At 70.4% G+C, this 22,498-nt stretch carries 17 protein-coding genes; 6 read left to right on the top strand and 11 right to left on the bottom strand.

Annotated elements, in window-relative coordinates; all coding sequences use genetic code 11:
* Positions 1–105: 105 nt before the first annotated feature.
* From ACH45E_RS13070 to ACH45E_RS13055, 4 genes are all read left to right on the top strand, one after another.
* Positions 106–1,800, top strand: a complete 1,695-nt coding sequence (locus ACH45E_RS13070; protein ID WP_361437708.1) for a glycoside hydrolase family 13 protein — start codon at positions 106–108, stop codon at positions 1,798–1,800.
* A 133-nt stretch (positions 1,801–1,933) separates the two neighbouring features.
* Positions 1,934–3,313, top strand: a complete 1,380-nt coding sequence (locus ACH45E_RS13065; RefSeq protein ID WP_361437706.1) for an alpha-amylase family protein — start codon at positions 1,934–1,936, stop codon at positions 3,311–3,313.
* A gap of 139 nt (positions 3,314–3,452) precedes the next feature.
* Complete coding sequence (gene pulA, locus ACH45E_RS13060) at positions 3,453–8,852, top strand: pullulanase-type alpha-1,6-glucosidase (RefSeq protein WP_361437704.1); 5,400 nt, start codon at positions 3,453–3,455, stop codon at positions 8,850–8,852.
* Between the two features lie 90 nt (positions 8,853–8,942).
* On the top strand, positions 8,943–9,305 hold the full coding sequence (locus tag ACH45E_RS13055; RefSeq protein WP_361437702.1) for an isomerase: 363 nt from the start codon (positions 8,943–8,945) through the stop codon (positions 9,303–9,305).
* Between the two features lie 24 nt (positions 9,306–9,329).
* On the opposite strand, the gene ACH45E_RS13050 is transcribed toward ACH45E_RS13055, so the two are convergent.
* The 3 genes from ACH45E_RS13050 to ACH45E_RS13040 form a co-directional block, all read right to left on the bottom strand.
* Positions 9,330–10,019, bottom strand: a complete 690-nt coding sequence (locus ACH45E_RS13050; RefSeq protein WP_361437700.1) for a TetR/AcrR family transcriptional regulator — start codon at positions 10,017–10,019, stop codon at positions 9,330–9,332.
* An 80-nt stretch (positions 10,020–10,099) separates the two neighbouring features.
* Positions 10,100–12,016 (bottom strand): hypothetical protein, encoded by a 1,917-nt coding sequence (locus ACH45E_RS13045; protein ID WP_361437698.1) that lies wholly within the window; start codon positions 12,014–12,016, stop codon positions 10,100–10,102.
* A 50-nt stretch (positions 12,017–12,066) separates the two neighbouring features.
* Positions 12,067–12,612: a tetratricopeptide repeat protein gene (locus ACH45E_RS13040; protein WP_361437696.1), complete on the bottom strand. Its 546-nt coding sequence runs from the start codon at positions 12,610–12,612 to the stop codon at positions 12,067–12,069.
* 101 nt (positions 12,613–12,713) lie between these two features.
* Between ACH45E_RS13040 and ACH45E_RS13035 the strand changes: the two genes are divergently transcribed.
* A complete protein-coding gene (locus tag ACH45E_RS13035) occupies positions 12,714–13,124 on the top strand; it encodes a hypothetical protein (protein WP_361437694.1) in 411 nt (136 codons plus the stop codon).
* Between the two features lie 132 nt (positions 13,125–13,256).
* On the opposite strand, the gene ACH45E_RS13030 is transcribed toward ACH45E_RS13035, so the two are convergent.
* The 7 genes from ACH45E_RS13030 to ACH45E_RS13000 all read right to left on the bottom strand — a co-directional run bounded on the left by ACH45E_RS13030 (position 13,257) and on the right by ACH45E_RS13000 (position 20,778).
* Complete coding sequence (locus tag ACH45E_RS13030) at positions 13,257–14,834, bottom strand: DUF1996 domain-containing protein (protein WP_361437692.1); 1,578 nt, start codon at positions 14,832–14,834, stop codon at positions 13,257–13,259.
* A 184-nt stretch (positions 14,835–15,018) separates the two neighbouring features.
* Positions 15,019–15,675 carry a response regulator transcription factor gene (locus ACH45E_RS13025; RefSeq protein ID WP_361437690.1) on the bottom strand — a complete coding sequence of 219 codons (657 nt, stop codon included), beginning with the start codon at positions 15,673–15,675 and terminating at the stop codon, positions 15,019–15,021.
* Positions 15,660–16,943 carry a sensor domain-containing protein gene (locus tag ACH45E_RS13020; protein ID WP_361437688.1) on the bottom strand — a complete coding sequence of 428 codons (1,284 nt, stop codon included), beginning with the start codon at positions 16,941–16,943 and terminating at the stop codon, positions 15,660–15,662. Before ACH45E_RS13020 ends, ACH45E_RS13025 begins: the two co-directional genes overlap by 16 nt.
* A gap of 51 nt (positions 16,944–16,994) precedes the next feature.
* The gene (locus tag ACH45E_RS13015) at positions 16,995–18,032 is read right to left on the bottom strand and encodes an SDR family oxidoreductase (protein WP_361437686.1); all 1,038 of its coding nucleotides are present in this window, start codon (positions 18,030–18,032) and stop codon (positions 16,995–16,997) included.
* A gap of 77 nt (positions 18,033–18,109) precedes the next feature.
* On the bottom strand, positions 18,110–18,709 hold the full coding sequence (locus ACH45E_RS13010; RefSeq protein ID WP_361437684.1) for a winged helix-turn-helix domain-containing protein: 600 nt from the start codon (positions 18,707–18,709) through the stop codon (positions 18,110–18,112).
* Positions 18,710–19,043: 334 nt separating this feature from the next.
* Entirely contained in the window at positions 19,044–20,081 is a 1,038-nt protein-coding gene (gene glnII, locus ACH45E_RS13005) for a glutamine synthetase (RefSeq protein ID WP_361437682.1), read from the bottom strand.
* Positions 20,082–20,241: 160 nt separating this feature from the next.
* The gene (locus ACH45E_RS13000) at positions 20,242–20,778 is read right to left on the bottom strand and encodes a MarR family winged helix-turn-helix transcriptional regulator (protein WP_361437680.1); all 537 of its coding nucleotides are present in this window, start codon (positions 20,776–20,778) and stop codon (positions 20,242–20,244) included.
* 91 nt (positions 20,779–20,869) lie between these two features.
* Between ACH45E_RS13000 and ACH45E_RS12995 the strand changes: the two genes are divergently transcribed.
* Positions 20,870–21,724 carry an alpha/beta fold hydrolase gene (locus ACH45E_RS12995; protein ID WP_361437678.1) on the top strand — a complete coding sequence of 285 codons (855 nt, stop codon included), beginning with the start codon at positions 20,870–20,872 and terminating at the stop codon, positions 21,722–21,724.
* Between the two features lie 3 nt (positions 21,725–21,727).
* Here the strand turns inward: ACH45E_RS12995 and ACH45E_RS12990 are convergent, their stop codons facing one another.
* The gene (locus ACH45E_RS12990; RefSeq protein WP_361437676.1) at positions 21,728–22,468 is read right to left on the bottom strand and encodes a hypothetical protein; all 741 of its coding nucleotides are present in this window, start codon (positions 22,466–22,468) and stop codon (positions 21,728–21,730) included.
* Positions 22,469–22,498: the final 30 nt, after the last annotated feature.

The following is a 22,498-nucleotide window of genomic DNA, read 5'->3' as shown; positions in this document are numbered from 1 at the left end:
CGCGCGGGTGGCGGCCGCGGTGCCCATCCGACCCCGCCGGCACCGCGGCCGCCTCATCAGCGCACCCGAGAAACCATGACCCCTTCCCCACCGCACAAGGACGCCATGAGCCAGCACTCCGCCGACCCGGCACCGAGCCCCGCTTCCGAGTCAGCGCTCGCCACCGTCGCCCAGCGCCGCGACTGGTGGCGGGACGCGGTGATCTACCAGGTCTATCCGCGCAGCTTCGCCGACAGCAACGGCGACGGCATGGGCGACCTGGAGGGCGTGCGCTCCAGACTCGCCCATCTGCGCGACCTGGGCGTGGACGCCGTCTGGCTCAGCCCGTTCTACGCCTCGCCGCAGGCCGACGCCGGCTACGACGTGGCCGACTACCGCGCCGTCGACCCGATGTTCGGCAACCTGCTGGACGCCGACGCCCTGATCCGCGACGCCCACGGGCACGGCCTCAGGGTCATCGTCGACCTCGTGCCCAACCACTCCTCCGACCAGCACGAGTGGTTCAAGCGGGCGCTCGCCGAGGGCCCCGGCTCGCCGGTGCGGGAGCGTTACCACTTCCGCCCCGGCAAGGGAGTGAACGGCGAGCTGCCGCCCAACGACTGGGAGTCGATCTTCGGCGGCCCCGCCTGGACCCGGGTGACCGAACCGGACGGCTCGCCCGGGGAGTGGTACCTGCACCTCTTCGCCCCCGAGCAGCCCGACTTCAACTGGGAACACCCGGCGGTGGGGGACGAGTTCCGCTCGATCCTGCGCTTCTGGCTGGACATGGGCGTCGACGGCTTCCGCATCGACGTGGCACACGGCCTGGTCAAGGCCGACGACCTGCCCGACCTCGGCTCCCACGACCAGCTGAAACTGCTGGGCAACGATGTCATGCCGTTCTTCGACCAGGACGGCGTGCACGAGATCTACCGGCAGTGGCGGCTGATCCTGGACGAGTATTCGGGGGAGCGCATCTTCGTCGCCGAGGCCTGGACCCCGACCGTCGAGCGCACCGCGAACTACGTCCGGCCCGACGAACTCCACCAGGCCTTCAACTTCCAGTACCTGAGCACGGAGTGGGCCGCGGAGGAGCTGCGTACGGTCATCGACCGCACCCTGGAGGCCATGCGCCCGGTCGGCGCCCCCGCCACCTGGGTCCTCTCCAACCACGACGTCACCCGCCACGCCACCCGCTTCGCCAACCCGCCCGGGCTCGGCACCCAGATCCGCACGGCCGGCGACCGCGCGCTGGGTCTGCGCCGGGCGCGCGCGGCCACCCTGCTGATGCTCGCCCTGCCCGGCTCGGCGTACATCTACCAGGGCGAGGAGCTCGGTCTCCCCGATGTCGTCGACCTGCCCGACGAGGTGCGCCAGGACCCGGCGTACTTCCGGGGCGCCGGCCAGGACGGCTTCCGCGACGGCTGCCGGGTGCCGATCCCGTGGACCCGCACGGGATCCTCGTACGGCTTCGGCAGCGGCGGCAGCTGGCTTCCGCAGCCGTCGGGCTGGGGGGAGCTGAGCGTCGAGGCGCAGACCGGTGTGCCGGGCTCGACGCTGGAGCTGTACCGGGCCGCGCTCGCCGCCCGACGGGACCACCCCGCGCTCGGTGCGGGCGACGCGGTGGAGTGGCTGCGCGCCCCCGAGGGCGTCCTCGCCTTCAGGCGCGGGGAGTTCGTGTGCGTCGCGAACACCACGGGGGAGGCGGTGACGACCCCGGCGTACGGCAGGGTCCTGCTGACCAGCGGTGAGGTGACCGAGGCGGGCGGTGAGGCGAAGGTGCCGGCCGACACCACCGTGTGGTGGACGACGGCGGACTGAGGGCCCGTCTGAAAGTTCTTGCATCAACTTCACAACGGCCCGCTGCCTTTCAGGCAGCGGGCCTTTAACATCTGCGTCACCGCAAGTTTGCTGAAACATTGCAGCAAGCGCCTTCAAAGACGAAGGACCCCACATGGCACGCAGAACCCTCTCGGTACTCGCCCTCGCCGCCGCTGCCGTCGTTACGGTTGGCATGTACCCGACTACTGCACAGGCCTCCCCGCCCGGCACCAAGGACGTCACCGCCGTCCTCTTCGAGTGGAAGTACGCCTCGGTCGCCAAGGAGTGCACCAGCACCCTCGGCCCCGCCGGCTACGGCTACGTCCAGGTCTCCCCGCCCGCCGAGCACATACAGGGCGCGCAGTGGTGGACGTCGTACCAGCCGGTCTCGTACAAGATCGCGGGCCGCCTCGGCGACCGTACGGCGTTCCAGAACATGGTCAGCACCTGTCACGCGGCCGGCGTGAAGGTCGTGGTCGACACGGTGATCAACCACATGTCGGCGGGCAGCGGCACCGGTACCGGCGGCTCGTCGTACACGAAGTACGACTACCCGGGCCTGTATTCGGTCTACGACTTCGACGACTGCACCTCCCAGGTCTCCAACTACTCCGACCGCTGGAACGTCCAGCACTGCGAACTCGTCGGCCTGGCCGACCTGGACACGGGCGAGGAGTACGTCCGCAAGACGATCGCCGGCTATATGAACGACCTGCTCACGCTGGGCGTGGACGGCTTCCGCATCGACGCGGCCAAGCACATCCCGGCTCAGGACCTGGCCAACATCAAGTCCCGTCTGACGAACCCTTCCGCCTACTGGAAGCAGGAGGTCATCTACGGCGCGAACGAGGCCGTCCAGCCCACCGAGTACACCGGGAACGGCGACGTCCAGGAGTTCCGCTACGCCTACGACCTCAAGCGCGTCTTCAACAACGAGAAGCTCGCCTACCTGAAGAACTACGGCGAGGGCTGGGGCTATCTGAGCAGCTCGGTCGCCGGCGTCTTCGTCGACAACCACGACACCGAGCGGGGCGGCTCCACCCTGAACTACAAGGACGGCGCCAACTACACCCTCGCCAACGTCTTCATGCTGGCCTACCCCTACGGCGCCCCGGACATCAACTCCGGCTACGAGTGGACGGACGCCGACGCGGGCCCGCCCAACGGCGGCACGGTGAACGCCTGCTGGCAGGACGGCTGGAAGTGCCAGCACGCCTGGCCGGAGATCAAGTCCATGGTCGCCTTCCGCAACACCACCCGCGGCCAGTCGATGACCGACTGGTGGGACAACGGCAACAACGCGATCGCCTTCGGGCGGGGCGGCAAGGGCTATGTGGCCATCAACCACGAGTCGGGCAGCCTGACCCGGACGTATCAGACGTCCCTCGCCGCCGGGACGTACTGCAACGTCCAGAACAACACCACGGTGACCGTGAACTCCAGCGGTCAGTTCACCGCCACGCTGGGCTCGAACACGGCTCTGGCGCTCTACGCGGGCAAGGCCGGCTGCTGAGCAGGCCCGCTGACAGTACGTGAAGTACGTGAAACCTCTTTCTTCGGGTTTCACAAGTCTTGCTGCAACCCTTTCGTCGGCGGTACGGTCGCGCCGGGGTCGGACCCGAATGAGCCGTAATCGCAAGGAGTTCTCGCCTGTGATACCGAGATGGCCGGCGCCCCTCAGGCGCCGTACCGCCTACGTCAGACGGGCAGCGGCCGTCACCGCCGTCGCCCTCCTCACCGCGCTGGTCCAGCCCCTGGCCGCCGAGGCCGCCACTCCTCCCGCACCACCGTCGGACGCGGTCCTCGCCGCGCAGCCCGCCCGGCACGACGACACGCGCGAGCAGTTCTACTTCGTCATGCCGGATCGTTTCGCCAACGGCGACACGTCCAACGACAAGGGCGGCCTGACCGGCTCACGCCTCAGCACCGGCTACGACCCCACCGACAAGGGCTTCTACCAGGGCGGCGACCTCAAGGGCCTGACCCAGCGGCTCGACTACATCAAGGGACTCGGCACCACCGCCATCTGGATGGCGCCGATCTTCAAGAACCGGCCCGTACAGGGCACCGGCGCCAACGTCTCTGCCGGGTACCACGGGTACTGGATCACCGACTTCACCCGGGTCGACCCGCACTTCGGCACCAACGAGGACCTCCAGACCCTCATCTCCAAGGCGCACGCCAAGGGCATGAAGGTCTTCTTCGACGTCATCACCAACCACACCGCCGACGTCGTCAACTACAAGGAACAGTCCTCCGGCTACCTGTCCAAGGGGGCCTTCCCCTACCTGACCAAGGACGGCAGGCCCTTCGACGACGCCGACTACGCCGACGGGACCAGGAGGTTCCCGGCCGTCTCCGGCGCCGCCTTCCCGTACACCCCGCAGGTCACCAGCCAGGCCAAGGTCCCGGCCTGGCTCAACGACCCGACGATGTACCACAACCGGGGCGACTCGACCTACGCGGGGGAGTCCGCCACCTACGGCGACTTCTCCGGCCTGGACGACCTGTGGACCGAGCGTCCCGAGGTCGTCCACGGCATGGAGAGGATCTACCAGCGGTGGGTGAAGGACTTCGGTGTCGACGGGTTCCGGATCGACACCGTCAAGCACGTGAACATGGAGTTCTGGACCCAGTGGGCGACGGCGCTCGACAAGTACGCCGCCGCGCACGGCCGGAAGAACTTCTTCATGTTCGGTGAGGTCTACTCCGCCGACACCTCGATCACGTCCCCGTACGTCACCCAGGGCCGCCTCGACGCCACCCTCGACTTCCCCTTCCAGGACGCGGCCCGCTCCTACGCCTCCCAGGGCGGCAGCGCGCGGAAACTGGCGTCGGTCTTCGGCGACGACTACAAGTACACGACCGACAAGGCCAACGCCTACGAGCAGGTCACCTTCCTCGGCAACCACGACATGGGGCGGATCGGCTCCTTCCTGGAGCAGGACAACCCCAAGGCGTCCGACGCCGAACTGCTCGCCAAGGACCGGCTCGCCAACGAGGTCATGTTCCTCAGCCGCGGCAACCCGGTCGTCTACTACGGCGACGAGCAGGGCTTCACCGGCTCCGGCGGCGACAAGGACGCCCGCCAGACCATGTTCGCCTCCAAGGTCGCCGACTACCTCGACGACGACGAGATCGGCACCGCCCGCACCCACGCGAGCGACTCCTACGACACGAGCGCACCGCTCTACGAGGAGATCGCCGCCCTCTCCAGACTCCGCAAGTCCAACCCGGCCCTGACGGACGGGGTGCAGACCGAGCGGTACGCGGCCGACGGCGCCGGGATCTACGCCTTCACCCGTACCGACGCCAGGACCGGCCAGGAGTACGTCGTCGCCCTCAACAACGCGGGCGAGGCGAAGACCGCCACCTTCGCGACCGGCTCGGCGGGGATGTCGTACCGGGGCGTCTTCGGCACGGACGGCACCCTGAGGACCGACGGCGACCGCCGGCTCACCGTCACCGTCCCGGCCGGCACGGCCGTCGTCTACAAGGCGACCGGCCCCCTGGCCAGGCCCGCCACCAAGCCCACGATCACCCTCAAGGCCCCGGACACCGGTGCCACGGGCACCGTCGAGCTCTCCGCCGACGTCGCCGGGGGACAGCTCGACCGCGTCGTCTTCGCCGCCCAGACCGGCAAAGGCACGTGGCGCACCCTCGGCTCCGCCGACCACGCCCCGTACAAGGTCACCCAGACCATCGGCAAGGACGTACCCGCCGGAACCGCCCTGCGCTACAAGGCGGTCGTCGTCGACTCCGCCGGGCACACCGCGAGCGCCACCGCCGGCAGCACCACCGGCACCCCGCCCCCGGCCGAGGTCCCCACGGCCTCCTCCCGGGACTACGCGATCGTCCACTACAAGCGCACCGACGGCGACTACGGCGACTGGGGCCTGTACGCCTGGGGCGACATCGCCGACGGCGAGTCCACCACCTGGCCCGCCGGCCACCCCTTCACCGGCCGGGACGCCTACGGTGCCTTCGCCTACGTCAAGCTCAAGCCCGGCGCCTCCAACGTCGGCTTCCTGGTCGTCGACAAGGACGGGAACAAGGACGTCTCCGCCGACCGGTCCATCGACGTCACCAAGACGGGTGAGGTGTGGATCGAGCAGGGGAAGACCGATGTCCTGACCCAGCGGCCCGACTACCCGGCCCAGGACAGGACGAGGGCCGTCATCCATTACCACCGCGCCGACGGGAACTACGACGGCTGGGGACTGCACGTCTGGACGGGCGCAGCCAGCCCCACGGACTGGTCGAACCCCCTGAAGCCGGTGAAGACTGACGCCTATGGCGCGGTCTTCGAGGTACCGCTCACCGACGGTGCCACCAGCCTCAGTTACATCATCCACAAGGGCGACGACAAGGACCTCCCCACCGACCAGTCCCTGGACCTCAAGAACAACGGCTACGAGGTGTGGCTGTTGAACGGCCAGGAGAAGTACCTGCTGCCGCAGCCCGCGGGCAGTGCCGCCGCCCTCGACCTGACCACCTCCAAGGCGATCTGGATCGACCGGAACACGCTCGCCTGGAACGGCGCCGACGGCGCCGTCTCCACCCAGCTGCTGTACTCCGCGGACGGCTCGATCGCCGTCAAGGACGGGACGCTGACCAGCGACGACGAACGCTGGCTGCGGCTGTCGAAGACCACGCTCACCGACGCCCAGAAGGCGAAGTTCCCGCACCTGAAGGACTACACCGCCTGGTCCGTCGACCCGCGCGACCGGGACCGGGTACGGCAGGCGCTGGGCGGCCAGCTCGTCGCCTCGCAGCGCGCGGCCAACGGCGCGGTGCTCACCGCGACCGGTGTGCAGATCGCGGGCGTGCTCGACGACCTGTACCCCGGCGCGACCAAGGCCAGGCTCGGGCCCGCCTTCCACGACGGGAAGCCGACGCTCTCCGTCTGGGCGCCGACGGCCCGGTCCGTCCGCCTCGACCTCGACGGCCGCAGCGTCGGGATGCACCGGGACGCGGCCACCGGAGTCTGGTCCGTCACCGGCCCGGTGTCCTGGAAGGGCAAGCCCTACCGGTACGTCGTGAAGGTCTGGGCGCCCAGCGTCCGGAAGATGGTCACCAACGAGGTCACCGACCCGTACTCGGTCGCCCTCACCGCGAACTCCGAGCGCAGCCTCGTCGTCGACCTGAACGACAGGTCCCTCGCCCCGAGCGGCTGGTCGGGCCTGCGCAAGCCCAAGGCCGTCCCGCTGAAGGACGCGCAGATCCAGGAGCTGCACATCCGGGACTTCTCCGTCGCCGACAAGACCGTCCCGGCGAAGGACCAGGGCACCTACCTCGCCTTCACCGACAAGGGCAGCGACGGTTCGAGGCACCTGCGCGAGCTGGCGAAGTCGGGCACCTCGTACGTCCACCTGCTGCCCGCCTTCGACATCGCCACCATCCCCGAGAAGAGGACCGACCAGGCGAGCCCCGACTGCGACCTGGCCTCCTACGCTCCCGACTCCGACAAGCAGCAGGAGTGCGTGGCGAAGACCGCCGCGAAGGACGCCTACAACTGGGGGTACGACCCGTACCACTACACGGTCCCCGAGGGCTCGTACGCCACCGACCCGGACGGCACGGCCCGTACGGTCCAGTTCCGCAGGATGGTGCAGGCGCTCAACCAGGACGGCCTGCGGGTCGTCATGGACGTCGTCTACAACCACACGGCGGCCGGCGGCCAGGCGGACACCAGCGTCCTCGACAAGATCGTGCCCGGCTACTACCAGCGGCTGCTCGCCGACGGAACCGTGGCCAACAGCACCTGCTGCGCGGGCACCGCGCCGGAGAACGCGATGATGGGCAAGCTGGTCGTCGACTCGATCGTCACCTGGGCCAAGGAGTACAAGGTCGACGGGTTCCGCTTCGACCTGATGGGCCACCACCCGAAGGCCAACATCCTCGCCGTCCGCAAGGCCCTGGACGCGCTGACCGTCGACAAGGACGGCGTCGACGGCAAGAAGATCATCCTGTACGGCGAGGGCTGGAACTTCGGCGAGGTCGCCGACGACGCCCGGTTCGTGCAGGCCACCCAGAAGAACATGGCCGGCACCGGTATCGCGACCTTCTCCGACCGCGCCCGGGACGCGGTGCGCGGCGGCAGCCCCTTCGACTCCGACCCCGGCGTCCAGGGCTTCGCGTCCGGGCTCTACACCGACCCCAACTCCTCGGCGGCGAACGGGACGAAGGCGGAGCAGAAGGCCCGGCTGCTCCACTACCAGGACCTGATCAAGGTGGGCCTGACCGGCAACCTCGCCAAGTACCGCTTCACCGACACCGGCGGCAAGGAGGTCAGCGGAGCGGAGATCGACTACAACGGCGCACCCGCCGGGTACGCGCAGGCGCCGGGCGACGCTCTCGCCTACGTCGACGCGCACGACAACGAGTCGCTCTTCGACGCCCTCGCCTACAAACTGCCCAGGGACACCTCCGCGTCCGACCGGGCCCGCATGCAGGTCCTCGCGATGGCCACCGCGGCCCTCTCGCAGGGCCCGGCGCTCTCCCAGGCCGGCACCGACCTGCTGCGCTCGAAGTCGCTGGACCGCAACTCCTTCGACAGCGGCGACTGGTTCAACGCCATCCACTGGAACTGCGCGGACGGCAACGGCTTCGGCCGGGGCCTGCCGATGGCGGCCGACAACCAGTCCAAGTGGCCCTACGCCAAGCCACTGTTGAACTCGGTGAGCGTCGGGTGCCCGCAGATCGAGGGCTCCTCGGCCGCGTACCGCGACCTGTTGCGGATCCGTACGACGGAGCGGGCCTTCTCCCTCGGCACGGCCGACCGGGTGCAGTCCCGGCTGTCCTTCCCGCTGTCCGGCAAGGACGAGACACCCGGTGTGATCACCATGCGTCTCGGTGACCTGGTCGTGGTGTTCAACGCGACGCCCGAGAAGCAGGCGCAGCGGATCACCGCGCTCGCCGGGCAGCACTACCGGCTGCACCCGGTGCAGTCGTCGGGTGCGGACCCTGTCGTCAAGTCCTCCGCCTTCGCGGCGGAATCGGGCACATTCGCTGTTCCCGGCCGTACCGTGGCGGTGTTCAGCCGGGGCTGACGCGCGGGCACCGACGTGGGTGGGGCGGACCTCGTTCGGGGTCCGCCCCATTAGGGTGACACCGTTGCCCTAGAACAGGAGTGCGTGCCCATGCCGCAGATCACCGTCGACTACTCCGCCGTGATGGCCCCGGCCTTCGACCAGGCCGGTTTCGCCCACGCCCTGCACACCGCGACGGTCGAGATCGCGGCCGCGAAGCCGGAGGCCTGCAAGACGCAGTTCCGGCCCAGCGCTTTCACGGCGTTCGGCTACGAGGACCCCGAGGACCAGCACCACGCCATCGTGCACGTCACGATCGGCCTGCTGGCCGGCCGTACCGAGGAGACCAAGTCGAAACTGACGGAGACCGTCATCGAACTGCTGCGTGAGCATGTGGCGGACGAGGGCTTCGTCCTGCACGCCTCCGCCGAGGTGCGCGACCTGGACCCGTCGTACCGGAAGTTCGAACGCTGACGGTCGCTGACGGTCGCTGCCGGTTCAGGAGGCCAGTGCGATCAGCCGGTTGAGCAGGTCACTGAAGGGACCGTCGGCCGGCTCCTCCTTCAGCATGCCGCGCAGGAGGTCGGACATCTCCTCGTCGTAGGCGGCGCTCACGGCGGCCAGGGCGGCGAAGTCGTGCACGAGCTGGATCTCCAGTTCGGCGCGCGGGATGCGCCGGCCGTCCAGCCAGATCAGGGCCGTCGACTCGGCGAGCGAGATCCAGGAGCGGATGACCAGTTCCAGTCGCGCGGGCGGATCGATGACGCCCAGATGGACAAGGATCTGGTCATACGCGGCCTGCCGTACGGAGTCGACGAGCGCGTTGGTGGCCGAAGAGCCCACGGCCGGTCCGCCACGCATCAACGCCGAGAAACCGGGCCCGTGCTCGTCGACGAAGTCGAAGTAGCGGCGCATCACCCGCAGCAGCCGGGCGCCCAGCGGACCCTCGTGCGGCTCCGCGAACCGGCCCGCCAGATCCTCCGAAGCCCGCTTCAACGCGGCTTCGTACAGGCTGAGTTTGCCGGGGAAGTAGTGGTAGACCAGCGGGCGTGAGATGCCCGCCGCCGAGGCTATCTCGTCGATGGAGACATCGTCCGGCGAGCGTCGGCTGAACAGCTCGAGGGCGACGCCGATCAGCTGCTGCCGCCGCTCCTCGACGCCCATTCTGCGGCGAACCCCGGTAGTCATGCGAACACCTTACCGATCGAATTCGGCCGTTCGTGTTCGCATGCGGAGCGTCACCAGAGCGACAGGCGATCACTCCGGGTCTAATGCAGGCCGCTGATCGGCGTGCCGTCGTTCAGGGTGCCCTTGAGGTCCGCGCGGGCGCCCTCCTTGGCCTTGGCGGCGAGGAGGCTGCCCTTGGCCGACGCGGTGACCTCGCCGGTCGTGCGGATCGACGCGGTGCCCCAGCTGCCCGCGGCCAGCAGGTACCAGTTCCCCTTGCCGGCCTGCCACAGCACCCCGGCCAGCACATGCGGATCGCGCGGACCGCACGCCGTTCCTTCCCTGCCCTTGGCCACGATCACGCCGTGCCGCGAGCCCGCCGTCTGGAACTGGGCCAGGGCCGCCGTCCCGTCGCCCCGCCAGGTCTCGGACCGGGTGCACACCCAGGTGGCCTCGCCGTTCCCGCCGGGCAGCGGCTGGTCGGCGAAGGACCAGGCGTTGACGCTGCGCACGCCCGCGGCTCGCTCCTGGGCCAGCGAGCAGGCGAACGGCGCCCAGGTGCGCAGGGCCTGGGCCCCGGGCGCGTCGCCCGACTTGCCGGGCCGCCCGGAGGTGAGCCGGGCCGGTACCAGCTCGCCGAGGTCGGTGGCCAGATGGGTGCCGGAGTCGTCGGTCAGCTGGAGCGCGTTCCACGAGGTGCACTTGCCCGGCCGCAGGACGGGGCTGGCCAGTGGCGCGGTGACCCCGTCGGTCAGGTCCAGGTCCATGGCTCCGGCGGCGGGCTTCATCAGGTCGCGCTCGGCAGCCTTCTGCACCCAGGGGGCCGTCAGGAAGCGGACGTTGCCGTCGGAGCGGCCCAGCACGAGTGCGCCCGCCTCGGCCTTCCTGACCCCGTCGACGCGTGCGAAGTCGAGTGCGGCGCCCTGCGTGCCGTCCTTCGGCTCGGCGTAGCGGGCGATGCGCAGACCGTCGTAGAGGATCACCACGCGCGCGTTGTCCACCGGCCCCGCGTACAGCAGTTGGGGCGGGCCGGCCGGGCCGCCGGTCTGGGTGCCGGGGGTCGCCGAGACCTGGACCGTGTCGCCGGGGCGGGCCCAGACGGAGAGGGCGCGGCGCAGCAGGGCGGTGTCACGGGCGAGGGCGCCGCGCGTGGGCCAGACGGAGAAGTCGGTGCGGGCGGCGGTCTTCCAGGCGGTGGGGGAGATCCGGACCAGCCGTCCCGGGTCGAGGGCGGCCTCGGCCGCGGGGTTCTGCGCGTACACCGGGGCGGCGGGGCCGTCGGCGCCCCAGCCGCCGCCCGGGAGGGCGATCAGCGCGCCGCACACCGCGAGCGCGGCCGCCGCGGCGAGCGCCGCCTTGGTGTGCTGCCTGCGCCGCATCAGATCGGTGGGCCGGACCTGGAGCGAGCAGGGGTCGAACTCGGCGGATTCGAGCAGCGCGTACGGGGCGGGGACGCCGTCGGCCTCCTTCAGGGCGGTGCCCGGGTCCGGGACGCCGGCCGCCGTCAGCAGGGCCCGCACATCGGCGTCGGCGAGCTTCTCCAGTCCGCGCAGCACGTACGCGGCACGGCCCGGGCCGGACAGGGCGGCCAGCCGCTGGTCCAGGGCGAGTGCCTCGGCGCCGCCGGAGCGCGGGAAGAGGCGCAGGCCCCACACCTGGGGCAGCAGCGGCGGGAGCTGGGAGCGGGTGGGCCAGGCCCTGCGCTTGAGCGGCAGGGCCGCCTCCAGGGCCGTACGCACCACCTGGAGGCGGACGAAGGCGTACCCCGGGTCGCCGTCGCGGCCGGTCGACTGGGCCGGGATCGCGGACGCCGACCTGCGGCCCCGGGGCAGGGCGCGCTGGGTGAGCGCGTGCGCGGTCAGGACGCGCCTGCCCCGGCCGAGGCCCGGCGGCAGCACCAGATAGGCGAGCCGGACGAGCCGTGGATAGTGCTCGACGAGGGCGGCCTCGGCCTGCTCGACGCCTACGGCCGAGGAGGAGGCGGGTGCTTGACGGTTGGCTACATCCTGTGACTGCACGTTCGGGAAAACGAGCGAGTCGTTCGACGGTCACCCGCCATCCGGGTGGCTCAGTCCTCCGGTTCGACCAGGGCCCGCGCGTAGTTCGCCATCGACCGCTGGTAGCGGGGCAGATGGGGGGCGAGAGCGCCGAGGACGAGGGACAGGCCCTCGCGGTCCCGGCCGAGGCTGGACAGGCACAGCGCGAGGCAGGCCCGTACCGCGTCGTCCAACTCGTCCGAGGGCGCTTCCAGTTCGGGCGTGAGCAGCTTGACGCCGTCCTCCGCCTGGCCGATGTTCCGCAGCGAGCTGGACAGCTGGATCTTGGCCCGGCGCCCCTTGTAACCGCTGACCTCGCTGAGGCCGAGGGCGAGGGCCTCCCGGTACAGCGGCGCCGCCTTGTCCGAGTGGCCGGTGGAGTCCCAGGCGCAGGCCTGCTCGAAGGGGCCGAGCGGGCTGCCCTCGGGCAGTTCGGCGACCAGGGCGTCGATCACCGCCCGGAACTCGGCCGCGCGCGCCTCGGGGTAGTCGTCGAAGGTGGTCCAGGCGGCGGCCACGCGGTCTTCCCAGTCTTGGTTCACCGGCTCACCTTCGCACAGCTGTGCCTGGGGAGACATCTGATTTGAGTACATCACCGGCGAACGCCGTAGAGAAGGGCAGGGCCCCGCACGGGGCTCTCTGCGGCATGCTGATTGCCCGACCGGGACCGGAGGAACAGATGAGGTTGACGCGACCGATGCTCGCCCTGGCGGGCGCCGCCGCCGTACTGGCGCTCACGGGCTGCGGCTCCGGCGACACCACCGAGTCGGTGCCGAAGACGGCCACCGGCAGCCTGGAGAGCCTGGCGGCCGAGGTGAAGTGCAAGCCGAACATCCAGACGGACGCCGACGAACTCCGCCAGGCCATCTGCAAGAACAACGACGGCAGGTTCATCCTGGCCACCTTCGCCACCGACCGCGGCCAGCGCGAGTGGATCAACGACGCCAAGGACTACGGCGGTTACTACCTCGTGGGCCGCAAGTGGGTCGCCGTCGGCGACAACGGGGTGGTCAAGGCGCTGCGCGGCACGCTCGGCGGCGACGTGGAGATCGGGACGAACCACAAGTCCCACGCCGCGCACAGCGGCTGAGCTCACCGTCGGACACACGGACCACGGACACACGGACCACGGACACACGGACAACTTCACACGGACACACGGCGAAGGCCGGTGGCGGGAGGGACCCGCCACCGGCCTTCTTCACTGTCCCACCTCAGTGGGTCACTGGCACTGCTGACCGCTGTTGACGCAGTTGGCGATCTTGTTCGCCAGGCCGCCGGTCGTGACGCTGATGAAGTCGTCGTGGTCGGTGGCTGCCTTGTGCAGCTGGTCCGGGAAGCCGTCCACCGCGTAGGCGTTCTTCACGACGCCGTTCTGGATGGTCGGCGGGTTGATCTTGTAGACCAGGCGCATCGTCAGCTGCGGGATGGCCTTGAAGCCGTTGCCGCAGGCACCGCTCGCCGGGTCCGCGAAGGCCACGTGCGTACGGTGGTTGGCGCTGTCGATGTTCTTGCCGTCCCAGCAGCTCTGGAAGGCGAAGGTGCGGACCACGTTGCTGCCCTGCGGGCAGATCGGGTACTGCTCCGTCAGCTGGACCTTGTTCTCGAAGCCGGTGCAGCTCCAGTGCGCGTTGGCGTTCGCCAGACCGTTGGTCGTGGTCTTGGCGTCACCGGTGATGATGCGCAGGAACTGCGGCATCGCGACAACCTTGCTCTGCGGGTTGCCGACGTACTTGATCTCCGCCTGGACGGGGGTCAGGATCTTGCCGACGTTGCCTTCCTTGCCACCGCCGTCCGCGTTCTGGTCGAAGTCCTGCGTACCGTCCTGGATACGCACGACCGGCCAGTAGTACGAGGACAGGTCGTTCTTGTTCTGGCAGCTGGTGCCGCCCTGCAGGAACGTCTGGTTGCTGGAGAAGGCGTTGACCTTCTGGTTGCCGACGTAGTCGTGCAGGTGGTGCGCGCCGTTGGTCACACCGGGCGCCACGATGACGTTGTCGGTGTTGTGGTTCTTGTTGGCGTTCACACCGCACTTGGTGGTGAAGGTGCCCTTGGAGGCGTTGCCGCCGGCCTGCGGCTTGCCCTGGACGTTCGCCGCGGCCTTCGTGATGTCCACGAAGTCGGCCGCGGCCGGACCGTTGCCGGCCTGTCCGTTGTTGCCCTGCTGCTGGCCGCCGTTCTGCTGCTGACCGCCGTTGTTCTGCTGGCCGCCGTTCTGCTGCTGGCCACCGTTGTTCTGCTGGCCACCGTTGTTCTGCTGACCACCGTTGTTCTGCTGGCCGCCGTTCTGCTGGCCACCGTTCTGCTGGCCACCGGCGGTGGTCTGGTTGGCGGTCATCGTCGTGCAGGCGGCGAGCTGGGCCAGCGAGGTGTCGAACTTGCCACCGACGCGCTGGATGTCGAGCCGGATCCGGTCGATCGTCGCGGCCCTCTTCTCCTTGAGGGGGCCGACGATCGCGTTCTGGACGAAGCTCGCGTCGTTGGTCTGTGCCTGGCGGGTGGAGGCGAGCCTGGCGTAGGCCTCGGTGACCTGCTTGTCGAGGTTCGCCAGCTCCACTGCCACGCCCTTCTGGGCGTTCGCCGGCGTGTTCGTCAGCTTCTGCCCCACGTCCGGGCAGGCGATCGTCGCCACCTGCGCGGCAGCGGACTTGACCTGGTTCTGCGCCGAGTTGTTCGACTCATGCGCCGAAGCGTAGAAATTCGCCCAGATCAGCCCGCCCCCGCCGAGCGCTAGGGCCGCCGATGCGGCAATGGCCTTGTTGGCCAATGGCGTACGGCGCTTGCGTGTGTTGCGTCCCATGGAACTCCTCTGACTTCCTTGCGGGGCAGCATCGAGGCGCCCGACAGGAGTGAAGCGGCGCCATTTCATACGGAGCCCGCCCCAGGCGTGTTCAGCCGTCTCACAAATTCATCAGAGGATCTCCGCGCGACCTGCCCTTAAACCTGCTCTGAGCAGCGGGAGTTGCCTGAAAATTGAATTAGGGTCAGCGATCCCGGTCCAGATACGCCAGCACCGCCAGGACGCGCCGATTGTCGTCATCCGACACCTCGAGTCCCAGTTTGCCGAAGATGTTGGCGGTGTGCTTGGCGATGGCCCGTTCCGTGACCACCAGCTGGCCGGCGATCGCCGTGTTCGACCGGCCCTGCGCCATCAGCTCCAGCACCTCCCGCTCGCGCGGCGTCAGCCGCCCCAGCGGCTGCTCCTCGGTGGCCGACCGCCGGGCCAGCAGCTGCTGGATCACCTGCGGGTCCATCGCCGTACCGCCCGCGGCCACCCGTCGTACGGCGTCCACGAACTGCTCCGCGTCGAACACCCGGTCCTTGAGCAGATAGCCGACGCCGCCGCTGCCGTCGGCCAGCAGCTCGCGCGCGTACAGCTGCTCCACGTGCTGGGAGAGGACCAGCACCGGCAGCCCCGGCCTGTCCTGCCGGGCCCGCAGGGCGCACTGGAGGCCCTCGTCGGTGTGGGTGGGCGGCAGCCGGACGTCGACCACGGCGACGTCCGGCTTCAACTCGGCGAAGGCCCGGGTCAGTTCGGGGCCGGACTCCACGGCGGCCGCGATCTCGAAGTCGTAGGCCTCCAGCAGCCGGACCAGCCCGTCGCGCAGCAGGAACAGGTCTTCAGCTAGGACAACACGCACGGAATCTCCATGGTGACCATGGTGGGGCCGCCCGCGGGAGAGCTGACGGCAAGGACGCCGTCGAATGTACCCAGCCGCCGCTCGACCCCCCATAGCCCGGAACCGGCCCCGACCACCGCGCCGCCCTTGCCGTTGTCGGTCACCGTGATCCGCAGCATGCCCTCGGAGTGGTGGACGTCGACCCAGATCCGGTCGGCGCCGGAGTGCTTGACCGCGTTGGTGAGCACCTCGCTCACCGCGAAGTACGCGGCCGACTCGACCGGTGCGTCCGCACGGCCGGCCATCTCCACCTCCACCTCGGTGGAGACGGGCAGCCGCAGCGCCAACGCCCGCACGGCGTCCCCGAGTCCGCGTTCGGCCAGCACCGGTGGGTGGATGCCGCGGACCAGGTCGCGCAGCTCGCCCAGGGCCTCCACGGACGCCTGCCGGGCCTGCGCGATGAGCTGCTTGGCCTTGGCCGGGTCCTTGTCCATGAGCATCTCGATGGTGCCGAGGTCCATGCCCATGGCGACCAGCCGGGCCTGCGCCCCGTCGTGCAAGTCCCGTTCGATGCGGCGCAGTTCGGCGGCCGAGGTGTCCACGGCGTCCTTCCGGGTCTCGGCCAGCACCCGCACGCGCTCGGCGAGTTCGCCCTTGCTCGCGCCGAGCACGGCACGGGTGAGCCGGAAGTGCGCGGTGAGCAGGGAGGGCGTGAAGCGGTAGGCGACGGCGAGGAGCCCGGCGGCCAGCCCGGCGGCGACGAAGGCGGTTGCCTGACCGCTGACCGGTACGAAGCCGTACCAGTACGGCCCGTACTTCTCGTACGGGCCGACCATGGCCCGCCACAGCCCGGCCGCCAGCGCGAAGCCCTCCAGCGGGTAGATCAGGAGCACCGCCGGCAGCAGCGCCGTGACGACCCCCGCCGTCATGTCGACCTGCAGCCATCGCAGGTCCCGCCAGACCGCCGGGTCGCGGAGCAGTGCGTAGGTGCGCGCCCAGGGCTTGGCGTCCGCGGGTATCGGCCGGTACGCCGACGGGATCCGGATCCCGCACCACTCGGCCGCGAGTCTGCGCCGCACCTCCGCGAACTGCCGTACCCCGCCCAGGATCGCCGGCGTCGTGAAGAGGCCGATGCCGATCGGGATCAGCGCGATGGAGACGAGGGTCAGCGTGAAGCACAGGACCGCGACGGGCAGCATCGACACGGCGAGTGCCAGGCCCCGTACCCCGGCCAGTACGACGGCCCGGGTGCGTGTCGCGAAGGTGTCGCTCTTCGTGGTGGTGTCCATGCCGTCAGTCTCGCCCGGCGACGGGCGCGGGTCACTGGCCCGAAGCCCCTGTCAGGGGGTGGTGTCAGGTACACCCCCGGCCGCCGTGTCCCCGGTCGAGGCGAGCACCTTGGCCTCCACCTCCGGGTCCAGACCCTTCAGTGTCCGGTCGGGGCGCATGGGCGCCGTGCCGCCGATCTCCCGCAGCCACGCCCAGGTGTCCGTGACGGTCTCGCCCACGGGCCGGCACACCAGTCCCGTGGCCAGCGCCCGCGAGACGTCGCACTGGTGCACCCCCGCGTACAGCTCGCCGTCCGGCGGCACCCACGCCGGCAGTTGGGTCCAGGGTTCGATCCCGGCGTCGAGGATGACCTCCGGGGCGGTCCAGCGCAGTTCGGCCGAGGCTCCAGTGGCCCGCACGCAGGCCTCGAGCAGGGTGCCCATGGTGGCGTGCCCCCGCGGGCTCACCAGGTTGTACGGCCCGCTCGACCCGCGCTCCACCGAGCCCAGGATCCACTCGGCGAGATCGCGCACGTCGACGTACTGGAGCGCCAGGTCGCTCGGTCCCGGGGCCAGGACCGGGCCGCCCCGGGCGACGCGGGTCAGCCACCACGGCAGCCGGCCGACGTTCTCGTACGGGCCGAGGATCAGCCCGGCCCGCACCAGCAGTGACCGGTCGGCGCCGAACTCCGCCACGGCGGCCAGCTCGCCGCCCAGCTTGTCCTGCGGGTACTCGGTCTGTTCCGCGTCGGCCGAGGCGCCCTCGACGAGCGGCGCGTCCTCGGCGAAGCCGGCGGCCCGGGGCCAGGCGTACACCGAGATGCTCGACACGTACACATACCGCCCGGCGCGGCCCCGCAGCAGCCGCGCCGTGTCCCGCACCGCACGGGGAGCGGCCGACCAGGTGTCGACCACCGCGTCCCATTCCTCGTCCCCGGCCAGGGCGGTGAGCCCGTCCGGGCTGGTGCGGTCGCCCTCCAGCGACCGCACCCCCGGGGGAGACGCGTTGCGCCCCCGGTTGAAGACGGTCACCTCCCAGCCACGCCCGAGCGCCGCCTCCACCACGGCCCGTCCCGCGAATTCCGTACCACCCAGCACCAGAAGTCTCATGCCGGTGATCGTGCCCGCTCAGGGCGCGGGACGGAACGGGAATCTGCCGTCAGCAGAGGACGCGGCGGCCGGGCGGCTCAACGGCCCGTCGGCGGGGCGTACTTGTAGCCGACCCGGCGGACCGTCTGGATGGTGCCCCGGTGCGCGGCGCCGAGCTTGCGGCGCAGCCGGGCGATGTGCACGTCGACCGTGCGGCCGTCGCCCACATGGCCGTAGCCCCAGACCGTGGTGACCAGCTGGTCGCGGGTGTGCACCCGGTGCGGGTGCGCCACGAGGTGCGCGAGCAGCTCGAACTCCAGGTAGGTGAGGTCGAGTTCGCGCCCGTCCACGTTGGCGGTGCGCTGTACGGTGTCGATCCGCACCAGCTGGTCGGCGCCGGTGCCGGCGGCGTCGGCGGCCGCGCTGTCGGCGGTGCCGCCGGGCTGGTCGGGCACCGCGACGGGCAGGAACGGCGGCTGTTGGTCGGCCGGGACCAGCACCAGGTAGCCGATCATCGGCGGCCGGCCCGGCAGGGTGGGCAGGGTGTGCTGCGGGGCGGGCAGCCAGGTGGCGCCCGGCGGCAGGAAGTCCGCGACGTCGACCACCTCGTCCCGGTCGACGGCACGCAGCCGGTGCCGGGAACCGTGGGCGGAGGGGGCGGTGGTGGCGGCGGTGGAGAGAGAACGGGTGGTCGCCATGACAGATCAGCTCTTTCGCGCGAGGAGGTCGTCGGGGAGGACGTACGTCGTGTCGCGCTGGCCGAAGGCCGGGTGTACGGCTTTAGAGGGCCCGCGCGTTCATCGCGCGGCAACACACCCGGTCGAAGTCGTGGTGCTGACGGGAAGGCCAGAAGGGCTCGAGGTCATGGCGACCCGTCGCGGTGTACTTCTGGAAGCTGGCCATGTCCTTATTGAAGCAGACATGAGCCCGTGACAGGAGCCTTCTCTCACTCCTCGGACGACAAGCCGGGACGGCAGGCAGCAGGGGCGCCCGCCGTGACGGCGGACGCCCCTGAGGGAAACGTACGGCGGATCAGACCTGGCCGGCCTTCTCCAGCGCGGTGCAGCAGGTGTCGACGATGAGGCGGGTCACCACGTACGGGTCGACGTTGGCGTTGGGGCGGCGGTCCTCGATGTAGCCCTTGCCGTCCTTCTCGACCTGCCACGGGATACGGACCGAGGCGCCGCGGTTGGAGACGCCGTAGGAGTACTCGTTCCACGGGGCGGTCTCGTGCAGACCGGTGAGGCGGTCGTCGATGCCCGCGCCGTAGTTCTTGACGTGGTCCAGCGGCTTGGAGCCCTCGCCGAGCGACTCGCACGCGGTGATGATCGCGTCGTAGCCCTCGCGCATCGCCTTGGTGGAGAAGTTGGTGTGCGCGCCCGCGCCGTTCCAGTCGCCCTTGACCGGCTTGGGGTCGAGGGTGGCGGAGATGCCGAAGTCCTCGGCGGTGCGGTAGAGCAGCCAGCGGGCCACCCACAGCTGGTCGGCGACCTCCAGCGGGGACAGCGGGCCGACCTGGAACTCCCACTGGCCCGGCATGACCTCGGCGTTGATGCCGGAGATGCCCAGGCCCGCCTTGAGGCAGTTGTCCAGGTGGGCCTCGACGATCTCGCGGCCGAAGATCTCGTCGGCGCCGACACCGCAGTAGTAGCCGCCCTGCGGGGCGGGGAAGCCGCCTTCGGGGAAGCCGAGCGGGCGGGCGCCGTCGAAGAAGGTGTACTCCTGCTCGATGCCGAAGATCGGCTCCTGCGCGGCGAACCGCTCGGCGACCTCGGCCAGCGCGGCGCGCGTGTTGGACGCGTGGGCGGTCAGGTCGATGTTCTGGACCTCGCACAGGACGAGGATGTCGTCACCGCCGCGGATCGGGTCCGGGCAGGAGAAGACCGGCTGCAGCACGCAGTCGGAGGCGTGGCCCTCGGCCTGGTTGGTGGAGGACCCGTCGAAGCCCCAGATCGGCAGGTCCTTGGCCTTGACGCCCTTTTCGGAGTCCCCGAAGATCTTCGTCTTGGAACGCAGCTTGGCCGTCGGCTCGGTGCCGTCGATCCAGATGTACTCAGCCTTGAAGCTCACGGGGCCACATCCTTCGGGGTGTGTCTGGGCGCACTTGCGGGTGCTGCGGCGCTGCGGCACTGGGGCGCCGCCGTTGTCGCCCGGCAGCCTGTCAACGTGCGATTTCCCGATCATTGCTCGAGTGTGAACCCCGTGTTACCTGGTGGTTCTGTGCCCAGGCTCACGTGGTCGGCGGCGCGTCGGTGGACGGGCCGGTGGACGGGCCGGTGGACGGGCCGGTGGGCGCGTCGGTGGGCGCCTCGGTCACCGTATCGGTGGCCGCCTCCCGCACCCCGCCGAGGAAGTCCCGGATCGCGGCCAGCTGGTGCTCGTCGTAGCCGCGCAGCAGTTCCACTGACCGTTCGATCAGCGGTCCGAAGAAGGCCCACCCCAGCTCGACCGCGCGCTCGTCCACCTCGACGGCGACCTTGCGCCGGTCCCGCTCGCCGCGCACCCGCCGTACGTGCCCCGCCCGCTCCAGCCGGTCCAGCAGTGCCGTGGTCCCCGCCGAGTTGAGGCCCAGCGCGGCGCCCAGCCGCCCGGCGGTCGTCTCCTGCCCGGCCCGGCGGGCGTCCATCAGGGCGATCAGCGCGCGTACGTCGGTGGGGTGCATGCCGTTGCGGTTCGCAAACCGCGCGCTGTGCAGCCCGAGTTCGACCGTCACCGCGCGCAGCAGGTGGACGATCTCCAGCTCGGGGCCTGGTTCCGAGACCGGCATGCGGTGTCCCTCCGGGGTCCGGCTATCATCTCGTCTCGCCCAGCGAGTATCTCGCTCAACGAGGTAATCGGGATGATAGGGGATGGTTCGCATGTCCGGATACGACAGTGACGCCTTCCAGGTCGCGTACGACAAGGTCCTGGCGAAATGGCCGGCGGAGCGGGAGTCGCTGACCGTCGACACCCCCTTCGGCGCCACCCACGTCAACGCCTGCGGTCCGCGCGACGCGCCCCCGCTGCTGCTCCTGCCGGGCGGAGGCGGGGCGACCTCCGCCTCCTGGTACGGCCAGGCCGCCGAACTGGCCCGTACCCGCCGGGTCCTCGCCGCCGATCTGATCGGAGCCCCCGGCCGCAGCGTGCCGGCCGGGGGCCGTCACCCCCGTACGGTCGCCGACCTGGCGGGATGGCTGGACACACTGCTCGACGGACTCGGTGTGGAGCAGACGGACCTCGGCGGGCATTCCCACGGCGCCTGGATCGCGCTGCACCACGCGCTGCGTGCGCCCGGCCGGGTACGCCGCCTGTTCCTCCTGGACCCGACCCAGTGCTTCGCCGGGTACAAGGCGGCGTACCTGATCCATGCCCTGCCGATGCTGCTGCGGCCCTCGCCCCGCCGGGTCCGCGCCTTCCTGGACTGGGAGACCGGGGGAGCGGCCCTGGACGCCGACTGGCTGCGCCTTCAGGAGACGGCCGCCGGATTCCCCACCGTGAAGCCGGTGACGGGGCCGCGTCCGGCGCCGGACGCGCTGCGGGGCCTGGACATGCCGGTCCTGCTGCTCCTGGGCGGGAGCAGCAGGACTCATGACACGTACGAGGTGGCGGACCGGGCCGGCGCGCTGCTGCAGCGCGTCGAGACGGTCGTGCTCCCGGAGGTCTCGCACCACGCGCTGCCGCAGGCGGCACCCGCCGGCCTGGCCGGCCACCTCACCCGGTTCCTGTCGGCCTGAGCGTCACCCCACCTTCTCGATCACCGCCCGGCGGATGAGGAACTTGCCGGACTCGCGGACCTGTTCGAAGGCCGCGTTGTTCAGCAGCACACAGCTGCCGGAGACCGAGGTGACCTTCACCGTCGTGGACTTGTTGTTGTCCAGGTTGGTGACCTTCAGCGTGGTTCCCGCCGGGAACTGGTTACTGGAGGCCGCCGGGGCACCGCCCTCGCCGGAGAGCGTCACGGTGGAGCCCTTGCAGACCTGCTGACCGGAGGCCGCGGCAGCGTCGCCGCCGGTGTTTCCCGCGGCGGCGCTCTGCGAGGGCTGCGCGCTCTGCTGGCCGGCGTCCTGACCGGCCTGCTGGTCACCCTGCGCACCGGCCTGCTGGTCACCCTGCGCACCGGCCTGCGCCGACTGCGTCGCCTGGGAGCCCTGAGCCGACTCCCCAACGACGCACCCCGACGCCTTCTGCTGCACCTTGATCTGTTCGATGACCGCCTCGCGGTTGGCGATCCTTGCCTCTGACTGCGCGTCCGGATTGGCCTTCTGACCGTCGATGAACTTCTGGTTGTTGCCGAGGGCCGTGGCCAGCCCCTGGCAGACGGTCGAATCCGCGGCCGACGACAGGGTGTTCGCCTTCTGCGGACTCTGCGCGGCGTTCGAGGTGGACGCCAGGACGAAGGCGCCGCCTCCCGCCACCGCGGCGGCACTGACCAGCAGCGCGATCGTCTTCTTCGTACCGAGCTTTCTCCTGCGCGACATGCGCGCCTCCTGAAGAGGTAGGGGAGCGTA

Origin of the sequence: Streptomyces sp. NPDC020299, assembly GCF_044387825.1 — a bacterium.
Taxonomy (GTDB): Bacteria; Actinomycetota; Actinomycetes; order Streptomycetales; family Streptomycetaceae; genus Streptomyces.
Note: the sequence above shows the minus strand (reverse complement) of the source record. Positions and strands in the feature narration are given on the sequence as shown.